This window comes from Candidatus Poriferisodalis sp. (genome assembly GCF_965205175.1).
Lineage (GTDB): Bacteria > Actinomycetota > Acidimicrobiia > Acidimicrobiales > Poriferisodalaceae > Poriferisodalis.
Genome location: NZ_OZ242038.1, coordinates 1,133,511 through 1,147,594, shown reverse-complemented (window position 1 = coordinate 1,147,594; position 14,084 = coordinate 1,133,511). Strand labels below are relative to the sequence as shown.

At 66.1% G+C, this 14,084-nt stretch carries 17 protein-coding genes and 1 tRNA gene; 5 read left to right on the top strand and 13 right to left on the bottom strand.

Features of this window, described 5'->3' with window-relative positions:
• Positions 1-251 precede the first annotated feature (251 nt).
• The 4 genes from ACOGI4_RS05130 to ACOGI4_RS05115 form a co-directional block, all read right to left on the bottom strand.
• Positions 252-458: a hypothetical protein gene (locus tag ACOGI4_RS05130; RefSeq protein ID WP_419842852.1), complete on the bottom strand. Its 207-nt coding sequence runs from the start codon at positions 456-458 to the stop codon at positions 252-254.
• A gap of 91 nt (positions 459-549) precedes the next feature.
• Positions 550-1,038, bottom strand: coding sequence for a SixA phosphatase family protein (locus ACOGI4_RS05125; RefSeq protein ID WP_419842851.1), 489 nt, complete (start codon positions 1,036-1,038; stop codon positions 550-552).
• A gap of 65 nt (positions 1,039-1,103) precedes the next feature.
• Entirely contained in the window at positions 1,104-2,405 is a 1,302-nt protein-coding gene (locus tag ACOGI4_RS05120; RefSeq protein ID WP_419842850.1) for an inositol-3-phosphate synthase, read from the bottom strand.
• 71 nt (positions 2,406-2,476) lie between these two features.
• Positions 2,477-3,745 (bottom strand): cytochrome P450, encoded by a 1,269-nt coding sequence (locus ACOGI4_RS05115; RefSeq protein WP_419842849.1) that lies wholly within the window; start codon positions 3,743-3,745, stop codon positions 2,477-2,479.
• Between the two features lie 86 nt (positions 3,746-3,831).
• On the opposite strand from ACOGI4_RS05115, the gene ACOGI4_RS05110 reads away from it, so the two are divergent.
• Entirely contained in the window at positions 3,832-4,584 is a 753-nt protein-coding gene (locus ACOGI4_RS05110) for a recombinase family protein (protein ID WP_419842848.1), read from the top strand.
• A gap of 569 nt (positions 4,585-5,153) precedes the next feature.
• On the opposite strand, the gene ACOGI4_RS05105 is transcribed toward ACOGI4_RS05110, so the two are convergent.
• Genes ACOGI4_RS05105 through ACOGI4_RS05090 form a run of 4 tightly spaced genes read right to left on the bottom strand, consistent with a single transcriptional unit; the run spans position 5,154 to position 6,434 of the window.
• Positions 5,154-5,468 (bottom strand): hypothetical protein, encoded by a 315-nt coding sequence (locus tag ACOGI4_RS05105; protein ID WP_419842847.1) that lies wholly within the window; start codon positions 5,466-5,468, stop codon positions 5,154-5,156.
• A gap of 57 nt (positions 5,469-5,525) precedes the next feature.
• Positions 5,526-5,783 carry a hypothetical protein gene (locus ACOGI4_RS05100; protein WP_419842846.1) on the bottom strand — a complete coding sequence of 86 codons (258 nt, stop codon included), beginning with the start codon at positions 5,781-5,783 and terminating at the stop codon, positions 5,526-5,528.
• On the bottom strand, positions 5,780-6,022 hold the full coding sequence (locus tag ACOGI4_RS05095; RefSeq protein WP_419842845.1) for a hypothetical protein: 243 nt from the start codon (positions 6,020-6,022) through the stop codon (positions 5,780-5,782). The genes ACOGI4_RS05100 and ACOGI4_RS05095 overlap by 4 nt, the downstream gene beginning before the upstream one ends.
• Positions 6,023-6,032: 10 nt before the next feature.
• Positions 6,033-6,434 carry a hypothetical protein gene (locus ACOGI4_RS05090; protein ID WP_419842844.1) on the bottom strand — a complete coding sequence of 134 codons (402 nt, stop codon included), beginning with the start codon at positions 6,432-6,434 and terminating at the stop codon, positions 6,033-6,035.
• Between the two features lie 635 nt (positions 6,435-7,069).
• Here ACOGI4_RS05090 and ACOGI4_RS05085 point away from each other — a divergent pair.
• Entirely contained in the window at positions 7,070-8,332 is a 1,263-nt protein-coding gene (locus ACOGI4_RS05085) for an ATP-binding protein (protein WP_419842843.1), read from the top strand.
• A gap of 461 nt (positions 8,333-8,793) precedes the next feature.
• Here the strand turns inward: ACOGI4_RS05085 and ACOGI4_RS05080 are convergent, their stop codons facing one another.
• Positions 8,794-8,997 (bottom strand): hypothetical protein, encoded by a 204-nt coding sequence (locus ACOGI4_RS05080; RefSeq protein WP_419842842.1) that lies wholly within the window; start codon positions 8,995-8,997, stop codon positions 8,794-8,796.
• A gap of 500 nt (positions 8,998-9,497) precedes the next feature.
• Positions 9,498-9,893: a hypothetical protein gene (locus ACOGI4_RS05075; RefSeq protein ID WP_419842841.1), complete on the bottom strand. Its 396-nt coding sequence runs from the start codon at positions 9,891-9,893 to the stop codon at positions 9,498-9,500.
• 141 nt (positions 9,894-10,034) lie between these two features.
• On the opposite strand from ACOGI4_RS05075, the gene ACOGI4_RS05070 reads away from it, so the two are divergent.
• A complete protein-coding gene (locus ACOGI4_RS05070) occupies positions 10,035-10,160 on the top strand; it encodes a hypothetical protein (RefSeq protein ID WP_419842840.1) in 126 nt (41 codons plus the stop codon).
• Positions 10,161-10,759: 599 nt separating this feature from the next.
• The gene (locus ACOGI4_RS05065; protein WP_419842839.1) at positions 10,760-11,335 is read left to right on the top strand and encodes a hypothetical protein; all 576 of its coding nucleotides are present in this window, start codon (positions 10,760-10,762) and stop codon (positions 11,333-11,335) included.
• A gap of 282 nt (positions 11,336-11,617) precedes the next feature.
• Here the strand turns inward: ACOGI4_RS05065 and ACOGI4_RS05060 are convergent.
• Both ACOGI4_RS05060 and ACOGI4_RS05055 read right to left on the bottom strand, forming a co-directional pair.
• Positions 11,618-11,703: transfer RNA gene (locus tag ACOGI4_RS05060), tRNA-Leu, on the bottom strand.
• Positions 11,704-11,804: 101 nt separating this feature from the next.
• A complete protein-coding gene (locus ACOGI4_RS05055; RefSeq protein WP_419842838.1) occupies positions 11,805-11,969 on the bottom strand; it encodes a hypothetical protein in 165 nt (54 codons plus the stop codon).
• A 451-nt stretch (positions 11,970-12,420) separates the two neighbouring features.
• Here ACOGI4_RS05055 and ACOGI4_RS05050 point away from each other — a divergent pair, with 451 nt between their 5' ends.
• Entirely contained in the window at positions 12,421-13,458 is a 1,038-nt protein-coding gene (locus ACOGI4_RS05050) for a hypothetical protein (protein WP_419842837.1), read from the top strand.
• Here the strand turns inward: ACOGI4_RS05050 and ACOGI4_RS05045 are convergent.
• Positions 13,428-14,078 (bottom strand): GNAT family N-acetyltransferase, encoded by a 651-nt coding sequence (locus ACOGI4_RS05045; RefSeq protein ID WP_419842836.1) that lies wholly within the window; start codon positions 14,076-14,078, stop codon positions 13,428-13,430. The genes ACOGI4_RS05050 and ACOGI4_RS05045 overlap by 31 nt on opposite strands.
• Positions 14,079-14,084: the final 6 nt, after the last annotated feature.

The following is a 14,084-nucleotide window of genomic DNA, read 5'->3' as shown; positions in this document are numbered from 1 at the left end:
CGCCGGACGCGCTGTGAGCGTTGCGCGCGCCGGTGCCCGCACCATTGCGCGGATAGGGCTCGAACCTCGAGACGTCAACTCCGCGTGATACCGGCAAATCCACGCTCGCTCACATTACCCGAAACAGCACCCGAAGAGTCCTGTCGGCAGAGCCGACCGCTTCCGGGTGGCGCCGGCTGATCGATGTCCGGTGCGGGCAGTGGGGCCGGTGCGGGCAGTGACCACGCTTCTGCGCGGCGCAGTGCGATCCATCAGCGTGGCGTACACCATCCCGAAGACCACCGTGAGGGCGCCCGCCCCACCGTGATGAGCGCCGGGTACTCCCTCAAGAACGCAGCGGCCCACACGATGCCCGCAACAGTCTCGACGGGAGCGAACAGCGCCACCTCTCCGGGGGGCGCGTACTTGGGAGCGTTGGAGTAGGCCAGCCGGCCGAGCGGATTGCAGACCAGCCCCATCGGCGACTCGGGCCTAGGGCGCGGGCAATCCTCACACGCAACCGTGGCTGCCGATGTTCACGGTTGGCTGGTGTTCACGGTTGGCTGATCGTCACACCGGATCCGGCGGACGGAATCCGAGGCTGCGGGGGGATCGGTACACGCCGTGGCTGATGGCGCCGGCGGCGATGTGGAGTTCCCATATCGATGCCTTCTTGCAGCGCGCCGGGTTCACGTCGATCCCGCGGCCGGCGAGCTGTCTCAGCACTCCAGGGATCACGTCTCCGTGACTGCACAACACGCTGTCGCCCGCTTCGGCGCACATGCGCTGCACCAAGGCGTCTGCTCGTCGTGCGGCGGCGCCTTCTGCCAGCTCCGCGCACACCTCGACATCGAGCGCGAGCCGCGCTGCGAGCGGTTGGACCGTCTGGACGCAGCGAGTGCTGGGGCTGGAGAGCACACGCCGGATCGGTGCCGCGGCGAGCGCCTCCGCGATGGCGTCTGCTTGGGCGCGGCCCGTTGCGTCGAGCGTTCGGAGGGTGTCGTCGCCCTGCCACCGGCGGCGGTCGCCGGCAGAAGCGTGACGTATGAGGTACAGCACGCCGGCAACGCTAGGCGAGCCCAGACAGGACAGATTGGCGGACGCGGCCTGTTCGACGGCGGCGGTCAGCCTGCTTCGGAGTGAGTGACCGGCGCCTCGCCCATCCACTCCCGCAAGGTGTTCTTCAGCTTCGTCTGCTGGATGAACAGGTCGTGTTCGGGACCGGCCGGGTCCGCGGACTGAGGCGCCTTCAGGTAGAACGACAGCCACTCCTGCACGCCGCCTTGGCCGGCGCGCTGGGCCAAGTCCAAGAACAGCGCCAAATCCAGCACGACGGGCGCCGCCAGTATGGAATCGCGGCACAGGAAGTCGATCTTGATCTGCATCGGGTAGCCCAGCCAGCCGAAGATGTCGATGTTGTCCCAGCCCTCCTTGTTGTCGCCGCGTGGCGGGTAGTAGTTGATGCGCACGACGTGGTCGATCTCGCTGTAGAGGTCTGGGTAGGTCTCGGGCTGCAAGATGGTGTCGAGCACGCCCAGCTTGGAGGTCTCCTTGGTCTTGAAGTTCTCGGGATCGTCGAGGACTTCGCCGTCGCGGTTGCCCAGGATGTTCGTGGAGTACCAGCCGCGCAGACCCAGCATCCGCGCCTTGAGGCCGGGTGCCACCAGCGTCTTCATCAGCGTCTGGCCCGTCTTGAAGTCCTTGCCGGCGATGGGCACGCAGCGACGCTGCGCCAGTTCGGTCAGGGCAGGGGTGTCGACGGTCAGGTTCGGAGCGCCGTTGGCGAACGGCACGTCGCTCATCAGCGCTGCGTAGGCGTACAGCTGGCTCGGGGAGATGTGCTCGTCGTCCGCAGCGAGCCCCGCTTCGAACGCCTCGATGCTGGCATGCACTGCGGCGGGCTCTTGGTAGGCCTCGGTCGAGCCGCACCACACCATCACCAGCCGGTCGCACTCGTTCTCGGCGCGGAACCGTTCGATGTCGTCCATCAGGGCTTGGGCCGCGTCCAGCTTGCCCATCGGCGGCTTGATGCGAGTGCCTTCGAGCCGACTGACCCAGCGAGGGTCGAACACGGCGTCCATGGCCACGATGCCCTCCAGCTCACGCGAGATCGCGCCGAGGTCTCCGGCTTCGAGCACCCCGGCGGTGCGGGCGCCTTCGAGCGCGTTGGGGGTGATCGGGTCCCACCCGCCGAAAGCGAGGTCGTCGAGCGAGGCGAGCGGGACGAAGTCGCGGATGAGGGGATTGCGGCCGTCAGTGCGCCCGCCCAACCGGACATGAGCCATCTGGCTCACCGAGCCGATCGGCACTGCCAAGCCTGTTCGTGCGGCGATCACACCGGCGATGAACGTGGTTGCCACCGCACCCATGCCGGGCGTCAGCACGCCGAGCCGGCCTGTTGCGGGCGCGATCTTGGGCCGTGTCATGGCGGCAACCCTATGGCGCCGTCAGCCGGTGACCGCCGCCGGGCGGTGCCAATCCGACGGCTTGGCGCCGGTCAAGCGGCCAGCGGCATCGTCGGCGTGAACTCGGCGTCGAGGTGCTTCACGCCGTGGATGAATGCCGCCTGCAGCGTGTCGGGCTCGGAGACGGCGACGATGTCGGGCAGACGATGGAACAGCTCGCGGTACATCACGGTCATCTCGCGACGCGCCAAGTGCGCCCCCAGGCAGTAGTGCGGGCCGGGGCTGCCGAAGCCGTACTGCGGGTTCGGGTTTCGCAGCACGTCGAACGCGAACGGATCGTCGAATACTGCCGGGTCGCGGTTGGCGGCCACGTAGAACATCGCAACCTTGTCCCCTTCGGCCATCTCGCGGCCCTCGAAGACGAAATCGCGGGTCAAGGTGCGGCGCATGTAGCCAACCGGGCTGGACAGCCGCACGATCTCCTCGACAGCAGTTGGCGCGACGCCTTCGAAGTCGGCGGCCCAGATGGCCCGCTGATCCGGGTGGTCGGTGAGGTACTTGAGGCCCCAGGAGATGGCGTTGCGGGTGGTCTCGTTTCCGGCCACCACCAGCAGCACGAAGAAGCTGGCCAAGTCGGACTCGCTGAGCTGATCGTCGGGCAGCGCGGCGTTGACGAGCACGCTGGTGAGATCGGTGCCGTCGCCGCCGCGCTTGGCTTGGGCAACTTCCTTCATCAGCGCAGCGAGCTGGGCGCCGGCGGCGAGCAGCGCTGACAACAGATTCTCTCCTTCGGGCTGATACTCCGGATCGGAGATGCCCAAGATGACGTTCGTGGCATCGAACACGCCTTGGTACTCCGAACGCGGAATACCCATCAGGTCGCAGACGATCCGCAGCGGCAGCGCCGCGGCAACCTCGGTCACGAAGTCGCAGCTGCCCTGCTCGCACACCGAATCCACGATCTCCGCTGCCGCCGCCTGCACGCTGCCGTCGAGGTCGGCAAGCATCTTGGGTGTGAAGCCCTTGGCGACGATGCGGCGCAGCCGAGCGTGGCGCGGGTCGTCCATGGCAATCATCGAACTGAAGAACTCTGTGAACTCGGGCGGCGCATCCAGCACGGTGATGCCCGCTGCGGAACTGAACACTTCGGTATTGCGGGAGATACCGGCAACGTCAGCGTGCCGTGTGACGCACCAGTAGCCGGGCGCTACGGGGACGAGGTCGTCGTAGTGGGGTTCTTCGAACCAGTCCAGCGGGGCTTCTGCGTGGTAGCGGGCGATGACGGCATCGATGTCAGCGGCGGGCTGCTTCCAGAACCACGCCTCCATCATGTTGGGCAGGTCGGTGTTCCATTCGCGCATGGCAGCACGCTAGCGCAGGGGCAAGTGTCGCTCGTCACCGCCGATGCGCGTCTGGCGCACGTTCTGCGGGCGCTCATGCTCGGAGCATGCGATACCAAACGAACAACGTCACGACTACGACCTCTGCGGCCTCAGTCCCGCGAGTGATCTCCTACGCCCGCGTCTCCACCAGCACCCAAGCGGAGACCGGTCTGGGCGTCGAGGCACAGCATCAAGCAGTGCAAGCTGAGGCGGAACGGCGCGGTTGGAGCATCGTGGAGCGCTACTCCGACAACGCCGTGTCGGGCTCGTTGGCGCCGCATCGCCGCCCGCGCCTGTCTGCGGCGCTGGAACAGCTGCGCAAGGGAGGGGCCGACAAGCTCGCGTCAGCGCGACTCGACCGGCTCATCCGCTCCAGCCGCGACCTGCAAGACCTGTTGGACATCGCAGACCGCGACGACTGGGAACTCATCTCACTCGACGTGCCTTCGGGCGCACCGGGACCCGTTGGCGTGCTCACACGCTCGGTGCTCGGCGCGGTCAGCGAGTTCGAGCGCGCGCTGGTCAGCGAACGCACTGCAGCGGCGCTGGCGGTGGCCAAGAGCCGCGGACAACGACTCGGACGGCCCAGCCGCCATTCCCCAGATGCCAAGCGTCTCGCCACAGCCATGCACGCTGCCGGCGCGAGCTTCACCGAGATTGCCAACGCACTCGCTGAAGCAGGGCTGCCCACGGCCACCGGCAAGCGAGTCTGGCAGGTCTCCAGCGTCAAGTCACTGTTGTGTACAGTCGAACTCGACGAAGAGGCCAAAGCCAACGCCGAACGCTACGCCGCAGACCATCAAAGCTGCCGCGGCTGAGACCTGCGCGGCCTCAGCCGCAGAGGCGCCGCGTCTCCGCTTCGGCGAGAATCATCGCCACCCGCGCGTCGAAGACGTCCCCGTCGGTGTGATCCTCGCCCGCAGCATGCGCCGCCTCGTGAGCCTCCACACTCGTGCCGTACGCCCGCTCAGCAGCCGCCTGCTGCACCGCCGCGTTCGCACAAGCAGCCGACGGACCAGACGCAGAACACGCTACGAGCATCGCCGACGAAGACAGCATCACTAACGCCACAAGTTGCGCTCCGAAATGTGTCGATCCGCCTTTCACTTACGTGACGATCTGACGACAAGCCTAACCCTCGGTGCCTTCTTGAGCGGATACCTCTCGCGCCCGCGGAACTGCCACCACCATCCAATACCGCCGGCAACAGCAATCAACGCAACGCTCAAGATAACTGCAACAGTAAATCCGAACCACGAGAATAAAGCAGAAGACAATCCCCCACCAATACCGCCAGCCGCAATGACCGTCAAGGCTTCGCGACCGCTTCGCGCTCCGAACCTAGGATTATTGTCGAAACCTAGATCCTGATTCACGCCCATTTCAACTAACGACTCCGCGGCAGATTGCCCAACGTGCTTCCGGCAGCACCACACGCCATGCCAACAGCCATCGCGGTTGCTGGACCTCCAGCCGCGAACCCTAAGGCAGCACAACCCGCGCCGAGAGCGATTCCCATGTGCAGCGAACGGTACCAGTGTGAGTGTTCGATGTTGACGCAGGTGGTGTGGGTGTAGGTGGCGGTCTTGCCGCCGAAGGTGACGTATCTGGTCTCGTCGTAGCAGTGCTGCTGCGTGTGAGCGTCGGCAGCAGCGACGCCGAGTGCGTCGAGCACGCCGGGCAGCGTAGCTCGTGCGGGCATCGCGACGGCCAGCGCTGTGGCACGCGGCAGTGCTACTGAGTCTGGAACCAACCAGGCTCAGCCGCAGTGCCGCCGCGTCTCGGCCTCCGCGAGGATCATCGTCACACGAGCGTCGAAAATGTCTTCGTCGGTGTGATCCTCGCCCGCAGCATGCGCGGCCTCATGAGCCTCCACACTGGTGCCGTACGCCCGCTCAGCAGCAGCCTGCCGCACGGCAGCGTTCGCGCACGCCGCCGACGGCTCAACAGCAGAACACCCCGCTATAGCCAACGCCGAAGTGAGCAGCGCAGCGACAGCGGAAACGACGTGATTCACTCTTCGCGGTCAGCAGACGGGCGCAGCGGGAACCGATTACGCCCCCGACGCTTCCACCACGACCACACAGCGAGGCCGAGCACAAATTGTGCCGCCAAGAGGACGAGGTAAAGCGAACGCGAATAGCCCAGCAGTCCGTAGGACAACATGGTAGCCATCATCGTTACTGCCACGCTCAAGTTCCACGTCAGCACTTCCCGTTTGCTCCGGTACGACTTAGTGTTATAGACGTACTGCATGACCAACACTCTACGGCCCGGGCAGGATTGCAAATGTCGCACCGCATGCTAAGGCAGCAGCAGCGGCACCCGCACCTGCTGTAGCGCCGCCGACTGCGACGCTGAAGGTGCCGCACAAGGTTGTTGTAGCGCCCCAGTGCACTGCTCGCGCCCACCATGAGGAGTGGTTGTGGGCGATGTTGACGCAGGTGGTGTGGGTGTAGGTGGCGGTCTTGCCGCCGAAGGTGACGTATCTGGTTTCGTCGTAGCAGTGCTGCTGTGTGTGCGCGTCGGCAGCAGTGACGCCGAGGGCGTCGAGCACGCCGGGCAGCGTAGCTCGTGCAGGCATCGCGACAGCCAGCGCTGTGGCGAGCAGCAGCGCCGCGAGCGCGGCGGCCGCGGCTCGCAGCGGCAAGGGTGCGGTGAGGGTCATCGGTGGCTCCTTCCAAACAGGTGCGGAAAACGTTCCTTTTCCGACCTGCCCGAACTCGCCGCGTCGAACGCGCGGCCCGCGACCGCCGCGCGTGACGCGGCACGCGCGGCTCGTGAGCCGCGAAACCCCAGCAGCCATGCGGGTCCGCGGCCCGAGGACGGGTAGCCGCCTGTGCGGCGCGGCGTGCTCGGCCGGCGCGGGTTGCAATGCCCTCGCAGAGCTGGTAGGAATACCAAGGTTTTCCGACCTGCCCGCGCGGCCCTCGTCCTCACCGAGACGAATGCGCGTGGCTGAGCAGCCCAGCTTCTGAGTTCGCCGCCGCGGTCGAACGAGAATCGCTGACGGTCGCGCGGCCCAAGCGCTGCTGTCTCAGTCGGTGCCCGGGGTGGGACTCAAACCCGCACGCTCCCACAGGAGCCGACTGGGTTCAGGCCCTCTGCGCCTGCCGCTTCCGCCACCCGGCACAGCCGGCACAGCCGTCTCGCGCCAGCGGTGCCGTTGCGCCTGGTTGCAGCTTCGCCACGCTCCGCATGGGGTGGGCTCCAGCCGAGTTCCCAGCACTGTTGTCGATGACCGGCACTCGATAGTGTCAAATTTGTGTAGTAGGCGGTGTTGATCGTCGGTAGTCTGCCGGCGTGGCCGAGTACTTGGCGCGTCTCGTGGACCCGCTCATTGCTGAGCTTCTCGAGGAGCTTCCGGCCTTGGCGCTGGTCGGCCCGCGGGCTTCGGGGAAGACCACCACCGCCGCGCGATATGCCCGCACCACCTTGCGGCTGGATCGTCGGGCGGAGGCACTTGCAGTCGAGGCTGACCCCGACGCTGCACTCGAAGGCCTGGCCGAGCCCATCCTGCTCGACGAGTGGCAAGAAGTGCCCCATGTGCTGGGTGCCGTCAAGCGGGCTTGCGATGCCGAACCTAGGCCGGGACGGTTCATCCTGACAGGATCGATCCGAGCAGAGACCGAAACGCAGACATGGCCAGGCACCGGCCGCATCACTCGGGTCCTGGTCGGCCCGATGACTATCGGCGAACAGTTCGGCGTTCGCGAAGTGCCGCTCGTTGACCGCATCGCCCGCGGGGAATTGGGCGAGGGCGTGACTCGGGCCGCGATACAAGCCGAAGTTCCTAACTTGCGCGACTACCTCACGATGGCCCTGCGGGGCGGGTTCCCTCAAGCAGCGCTGACACTGCAGGAACATGCCCGACGACGCTGGCTCGACACCTATGTCGAAGAGATCGTGACCCGCGACTCACAGACTGCCGGCGGAAGTCACGACAAGGCGAGGTTGGCTCGCTTCTTCGAGGCCTACTCTCTGAACTCGGCCGGTGTCGTCGACGACACCACCCTCTGCGACGCTGCGGGCATCAACCGGCGCACCGCACTGCGCTACATCGACCTGCTCAGCCGACTCCACATCGTCGACGAGCTGCCTGCGTGGACGTCGAACCGTCTCAAACGACTGTCGCTCGCCCGCAAGCGGTTCCTGGCCGACCCGGCCCTGCTGGCATCGGTGACCGGCACCACCGACCGCACAGCCATGCGCGACGGCGACCTGCTGGGCCGCCTGCTCGAAACGCTGGCAGTAGCGCAGCTGCGGGCCCAAGCAGCGGTCAGCGAGCATCGCTGCCGTCTCTACCACCTCCGACAGCACCACGGCCGCCATGAGATAGATGTCGTCGCGGAACTCGACTCACGACACGTGATCGCCATCGAAATCAAGGCCACCGCGGCACCGTCCGCTCACGATGCACGCCACCTCGCCTGGCTGCGCGACCACATCGGCGACCGACTTCTCGCGGGCATCGTGCTCCACGCCGGACCCTCAGCATTCCCGCTCAGCGACCGCCTCTGGGCACTCCCACTCTACTCCCTCTGGACCGACACTACAGCAGACTGACCTATCACCGCAGCAAAGAAGCCCAGCGCTCGGCACAGTACACCTCCGCGCCGACAGCGGCGAAAGCGCGGCTGAACTTCCTTTACCGATGCTACCCCGCTTCAAGCCGCAGACGCCGCCAACTGCGTCCTAGAAGAGTGACGCGCCGGATGAAGCGCCGACCACAAACGCGAGCAGACGCCCCGCTTAGTCGAGCCCAGGAGGTGCGCCTCCAAGTCTTGCTGCGAACGCTCCAACACTAGGGCGCAGACCAAACAATCTCGTCAAGGCCCACTTCGCAGGCCACCGCCCGATCTACCCAACAGTCGCTCGAAAGAGCGGCCCGAGAGCCTCGGCAGCGGCGCTGTCAATCGTCAGCGTGACGACAAGGGCAACAGCGATTGTTCGTCCCATGCACGCGCCAAGCACGGGGCCTAGGTCCGGGTTATTTCTCTACGAGCGCGCCTCCGCTTGCCCCACGCCTAGGCGATGATCAAGACTGAGACAATCGCTGCCGGTGTGCTGAACGTCCACCACGGCCAACCGGTGAATCGCTCCGTGAGGTTCGTCGCGACGACCGCCAACACAAAAGCTGGTGTGAAAAGCCGAATATTGACTTTCGGCTGCCGCGTCGCCTGCGTCTTGTCGCCGGTGCACACAGTATGAGAATGGTTCGCCGCACTCATTGATACAGTCTCCTCAGCCGTCGTCTGCCGGCGAGCAGCCGCAGCACGCCGATGCACCGGTCCCCCGCCGTGCTGCGCCCGAGAGCCTACCTCGTGACACCGGAAATGCGAACGAATGGGCAATCGTGTCTGCTAGCAGCATGCGGGTTCTCCCCGAGGCGGAGGTTGCGGGACTCTTGGCACCGTCGTCGTGGGAACTGTGGCCGTTTCAGGCAGCGTCGTAGCCGTGCCTGCTGTCAGTTGGCTTGGATTCGGCGGGACGCTAGTGGTCGTCGTTGTGCCGCTGACCTTCTCAAGCCAGAGCATCGGCTTCACGACATGCTCTTGGTACTGATCCCACAGCCAATCGCAAGGGTGTCTAATGGAGACCTCAGCGACGAATGCACTCAGCCAATTCTAAGCTTTGCCCTATGTCTTGCCGAATATTGCCGTTCACTAGCCGCGCATGTCGTTCGCCGATAGACGAACGCAGCGCGCCAAATAGCATCCACTCATATCCTTTATGCTGCCTCATTTTTTTCGCAATCTTTGTGGCGATATCGATGTATCCGATGCACATAGATAGAACCGAAAACAAGTAGCAATGTGCAGGCAAATGCTATAGAGCCTGCAGTCTCGCCGAGAATCCGTCCCATCAGCCAAGTCGGTCCACCGAGGATCAACAGCACACCGCCAACAACGATAACTGTTTCACGCAACGCCGCGGCCCGATCCCGCTGGAGGGCAACATAAATGCCAAAGACCAAGAACAACAGCACCAGGTGCGCTGTCCCTCCGATCAGGCGTTGCGGCACACGGAAGGCGATCAACAAGAAGCCTGCAACGATCCCGATACGACGGAGCGACTTGCGGGTGACGCGGTTACGCATGGCATCAGCGTAGCTGGCTGCGCTCATTGATGTTTCCTTCTCAACTGTCTTCTGCCGGTGAGCAACCGCAGCGCGTCGGTGCTCTGGTTAATCCGCCATGCTTCGCCTGAGAGCCGACATCGTGGCATCCAGCTTTTCGATTGACGAGCAGTCGCTTCCGCTAGCAGCATGAGGGTTTTCCCGGAGGTGGAGGTTGCGTGCCGCGAGGTGCTGTCGCAGGCGGCACTGCGGGCGTTGCAGGCAGAGTCGTGGCTGTGCCTGCTGTCGGTCGGCCAGGCTGCGGCGGGGCGCTAGTGGTCGTCGTTGTGCCGCTGACCTTCTCAGGCAGGAGCGCCTGGCTCAAGGTGAATTCTTGGAGCTTGTCCCAAAGTGCATCGCAGGGACGATGGAAGGCATAGGCCGAGCTGAGCGCACTTAACCAGTTGCTAGCCCTATTCCCTGCTCTACTAGCGAACTTCAGTATACGGTTCGCTATCGCTATTCCAGCACCACCGGCACCAATCGTGCAGAGGATGTCCCCTATTCCCGACCACACAAGCTCGGTGCCGCGGTTGAGAATCTTATGGCTGGTTTCGAACTCGCAGTTCGGCGGTGTCCCAGTGTAGCCATTCGGGCATCTCGGGGGGTCTGCTTGGTGGCAGACACCGGTGTGGTCGTGGGAGTGCTGTCCCGCGGGGCAGTGGTCAGTCCAGCCGTAATGGGACATCTCTGCGTTCGGGACCATCTTGTTGAGCCTATGGCACTGCTGCGAGCCGTGCACGTGTTCGTGCTGCCCCTGGCGGCAGTGCGACGTGGCCGCATGGTGGCAGCTTGAGACGCGGTGACTGCGCACCACCAAGGCGTGGCGGTGCTGTCCTGCTAGGCACCGCGGCACGCAGTCGCCGCCGACGAACGTGCCGCTGGCACAGTGGCTCGCGTTCGCAGCCGTCGTCACCGGCGCAGCCGTGGTCGTGGTGCTCGTGACTGCTGGGCGTGTGGTGGTTGGCCTTGGCCTGGCCGTGGTGGGTGCTGTTGTGGTGGTTGTGGCTCGTCTGGGCTTGGCGGTGGTGGTCGGCCTAGGCCTGGCCGTGGTGGGTGCTGTTGTGGTGGTTGTGGCTCGTCTGGGCTTGGCGGTGGTGGTGGGCGCGGCGGTCGTGGTGGTCGAATGGCTCGGCAGCAACGACAGATACGACCGCCGGTCGGTACGCGGCTTGTGGGTGTGGGGCACGCGGTGGTCCCAGCACTGGTTGCCTGCGAAGGGGTCGAACATGCAGCGACGCTCGGTCTTGGTGTGGGCTGCGGACGCGGGCGGGTCCACGAACACCAGCAGCGGCAACATCAGCACCGCCGCGGCGATCGCGGCGACGAGTTTCTTGGGCACGGGGACGGTTGCGCTCACGGCGGTTCCTTCGGCTGGTCGGAATACGTTCCTTTTCCGACCAGCCGAAACCCGCCGCGCCGAACGCGCGGCCCGCGACCGCCGCGCGTGACGCGGCACGCGCGGCTCGTGAGCCGCGAAACCCCAGCAGCCATGCGGGTTCACGGTCCGAGGACGGGTAGCCGCCTGTGCGGCGCGGCGTGCTCGGCCGGCGCGGGTTGCAATGCCCTCGCAGAGCTGGTAGGAATACCAAGGTTTTCCGACCTGCCCGCGCGGCCCTCGTCCTCACCGAGACGAATGCGCGTGGCTGAGCAGCCCAGCTTCTGTGCGCACCGCCGCGATCGAACGAGAATCGCTGACGGTCGCGCTGCCCAAGCACTGCTGTGTCGGTCGGTGCCCGGGGCGGGACTCGAACCCGCACGCTCCCACAAGAGCCGAGGGGTTTAAGCCCTCTGCGTCTGCCACTTCCGCCACCCGGGCCAGCCGGCACAGCCATCTCGCGCCAGCGGCACCATCATGGCCGCTGGCTCGCAGTCCGCACCACACCTCCCGCAAGCGATGGACGGTCAAGCGCTGAGCGCTCAGGCAGCCGCATCCATCCCGAACGGCACGTCAGCGCCGGTTGCGGCGCGCCACAGCGCGTCTCGCGCTGTGCTCGCAGCGCACGCGTCGAGATCGTTGCAGGCGAGGACTCCTTCGATGGCATCCGCCACCACCGCCCCGAAGGGTCTGTCGTGAACCCGCACGGCAACCACACAGTCACCGCGCGGCGAGCGCTGAATCGATCGATTCAGCCGGCTCGAGCGCGGCGGACTCTGAAAGCTCGGCACGCTCAGGCCCAGCTCGTGAGCAGCCACTGCGAGCGCCCGCGCGGTCTGCACAAACCGGCCCGACGCGTCCGCACCGCGACCGTCAATGCCGAAACGGCCAGCAGCGGTGCTGAGCCCACTCGGTCTCACGCCGGCTGGTGTAGTGCCGTACGGGCTCCCGGCGGCGGTGCCGGCGCGAGCCGAGCCAGGGGACGGTCGAGCGGAGCGGGCGTGCGAGCGGCTGCGGGTTGGCGAAGCGTCGACCAGCCGAAGCGACGCGGGCGGATGGGTGCGAGGTGTGGATGACATGGGCCCAGCATCGCGAGGGGGTGTGACACGCAGCGGCGGCTTGCGACGACCCCGCGCACAGCAGCCACAATGGACGTCCATGACGAACGCGGCATCGGAATTGCTTCCTGCGCAGCTGGCCACGCTCGACGTCATACGCGTGCCAGTCGAACTCCGTCCGGCCTACGCGCACAGCTTCGCGACAGACTTGCGCATCGAGATCGAAGCTGCACTTGCTGAGCACGCTGAGGCAGCCCGCGAGATCGACAGCCGCGGGATGTGGGTGTCCAAACGCACGCTGGCAGGCGTCTTCGGGTGCGAAGCTCGATTTCTCGCCGACGAGCGCACACCGTTCGAGTGGTCCGTGCCCACCGCCCGCGGCACCGTGCTGCACAAGGCAGTCGAACTCTGCGCCTACGCGCCCTCCAGGCGAGAAGGTCGTCCGATGGCCCCCGATGAAGCGGTAGACGCAGCACGCCGTAATCTTGCTTGCGAAGACGGCCTCGGCGACTTCCTCGCTGCCGCATCGGACAGCGAGTGCGCCGAGCTGAAGTCCAACTGCGTTGCGTTGCTCACGCGCTTCAGCGAGACGTTCCCGCCGATGCTGCGAGCTTGGCGCCCGGCCGTCGAAGTCCGAGCCCGCCAACGGCTGTGCGGCGGTGCCATCGTGCTGTCCGGCAAGTACGACCTCACGCTCGGATCGCCCACGCCGCTGGCCGGACACAACATGGCCGGCGGCGGCTCGGCAGGCGGCGCAGTGCCCACGGCTGCAGAGATCGAGCCAGAGGGCCGCGTTCGTGCCGGCAAGGTCATCATCGACCTGAAGACCGGTGCGCGAGCGGGCACAGACCCCGAGGACCTGCGCTTCTATGCGCTGATCGAAACGCTGACGGTCGGCGTGCCGCCGCTGGGCATTGGGTCGTTCTACGTGGCCGAAGGACGCATCGAGCACGAGGCCGTCACCGTCGACGTGCTGCACGGCGCGGTGCGCCGCACAGTGGACGGCATCGGCCGACTCATCGCCCTGCGGGCCGGCAAGCACGAGCCGCAGCGGCACCCAGGGCCGCCGTGTCGCTGGTGCCCGATCTCCGCCGACTGCGAGCCGGGTCAGCGGTGGCTGTCAGAACTCGACCGCTGAGCCGTGCGCCTGCCACCTTCTCTGCTGCCGACCGGCTGGACGCGTGCAGCCATCTCGTCTCGGCGGGCGTGCCACTCCTCGACGGTCAGCCCGAAGCGGATGTGGTCCTCCCAGTCACCGTCGATCTGGATGTAACCCTGCGCAATGCCCTCCGAGCGCAAGCCCAGCTTCTCCGCCACCCGCAGGCTCGCCGCGTTGCGAGGCATGATCGACACCTGCACCCGGTGCAAGCCCGCTCGCTCGAACGCGAAGCCGAACACCGCCAGCAGCCCTTCGGCGATGAGGCCGCGTCCGGCCAAGCGCTCGTCGATCCAGTAGCCCACATGGGCGCTTTGGAAGGCGCCGCGCGCGACATGGGAAATGTTGATCTCGCCGCAGAATCGACCCTCGTGCCACAGCCCGAAGTCGAACGCGGTGCCCAGCGAGCGCTCGCGTTCACGAACGCGACAGCGAGTAGCGAACGCCTGGAGCTCACTGGAGGGGTCAGGCACGTTCTCCAGCGGGCGGGGCTCCCACTTGGCCAGCCAGTCACGACACCGCTGCCGCACCTCGGCCCATTCGGCGAAGTCCGACGTCGTGAGCGGACGCAGCTCGAGCCGCTTCGTGCGCAGCCGACTCATGCCACG

Excerpts from the sequence above, each read along its gene's own strand:
- ACOGI4_RS05130 (WP_419842852.1), bottom strand. The coding sequence starts at position 458 with ATGGGGCTGGTCTGCAATCCGCTCGGCCGGCTGGCCTACTCCAACGCT.
- ACOGI4_RS05120 (WP_419842850.1), bottom strand. The coding sequence starts at position 2,405 with ATGACACGGCCCAAGATCGCGCCCGCAACAGGCCGGCTCGGCGTGCTG.
- ACOGI4_RS05115 (WP_419842849.1), bottom strand. The coding sequence starts at position 3,745 with ATGCGCGAATGGAACACCGACCTGCCCAACATGATGGAGGCGTGGTTC.
- ACOGI4_RS05110 (WP_419842848.1), top strand. The coding sequence starts at position 3,832 with ATGCGATACCAAACGAACAACGTCACGACTACGACCTCTGCGGCCTCA.
- ACOGI4_RS05105 (WP_419842847.1), bottom strand. The coding sequence starts at position 5,468 with ATGCCCGCACGAGCTACGCTGCCCGGCGTGCTCGACGCACTCGGCGTC.
- ACOGI4_RS05095 (WP_419842845.1), bottom strand. The coding sequence starts at position 6,022 with ATGCAGTACGTCTATAACACTAAGTCGTACCGGAGCAAACGGGAAGTG.
- ACOGI4_RS05090 (WP_419842844.1), bottom strand. The coding sequence starts at position 6,434 with ATGACCCTCACCGCACCCTTGCCGCTGCGAGCCGCGGCCGCCGCGCTC.
- ACOGI4_RS05080 (WP_419842842.1), bottom strand. The coding sequence starts at position 8,997 with ATGAGTGCGGCGAACCATTCTCATACTGTGTGCACCGGCGACAAGACG.
- ACOGI4_RS05075 (WP_419842841.1), bottom strand. The coding sequence starts at position 9,893 with ATGAGCGCAGCCAGCTACGCTGATGCCATGCGTAACCGCGTCACCCGC.
- ACOGI4_RS05070 (WP_419842840.1), top strand. The coding sequence starts at position 10,035 with ATGAGGGTTTTCCCGGAGGTGGAGGTTGCGTGCCGCGAGGTGCTGTCG.
- ACOGI4_RS05050 (WP_419842837.1), top strand. The coding sequence starts at position 12,421 with ATGACGAACGCGGCATCGGAATTGCTTCCTGCGCAGCTGGCCACGCTC.
- ACOGI4_RS05045 (WP_419842836.1), bottom strand. The coding sequence starts at position 14,078 with ATGAGTCGGCTGCGCACGAAGCGGCTCGAGCTGCGTCCGCTCACGACG.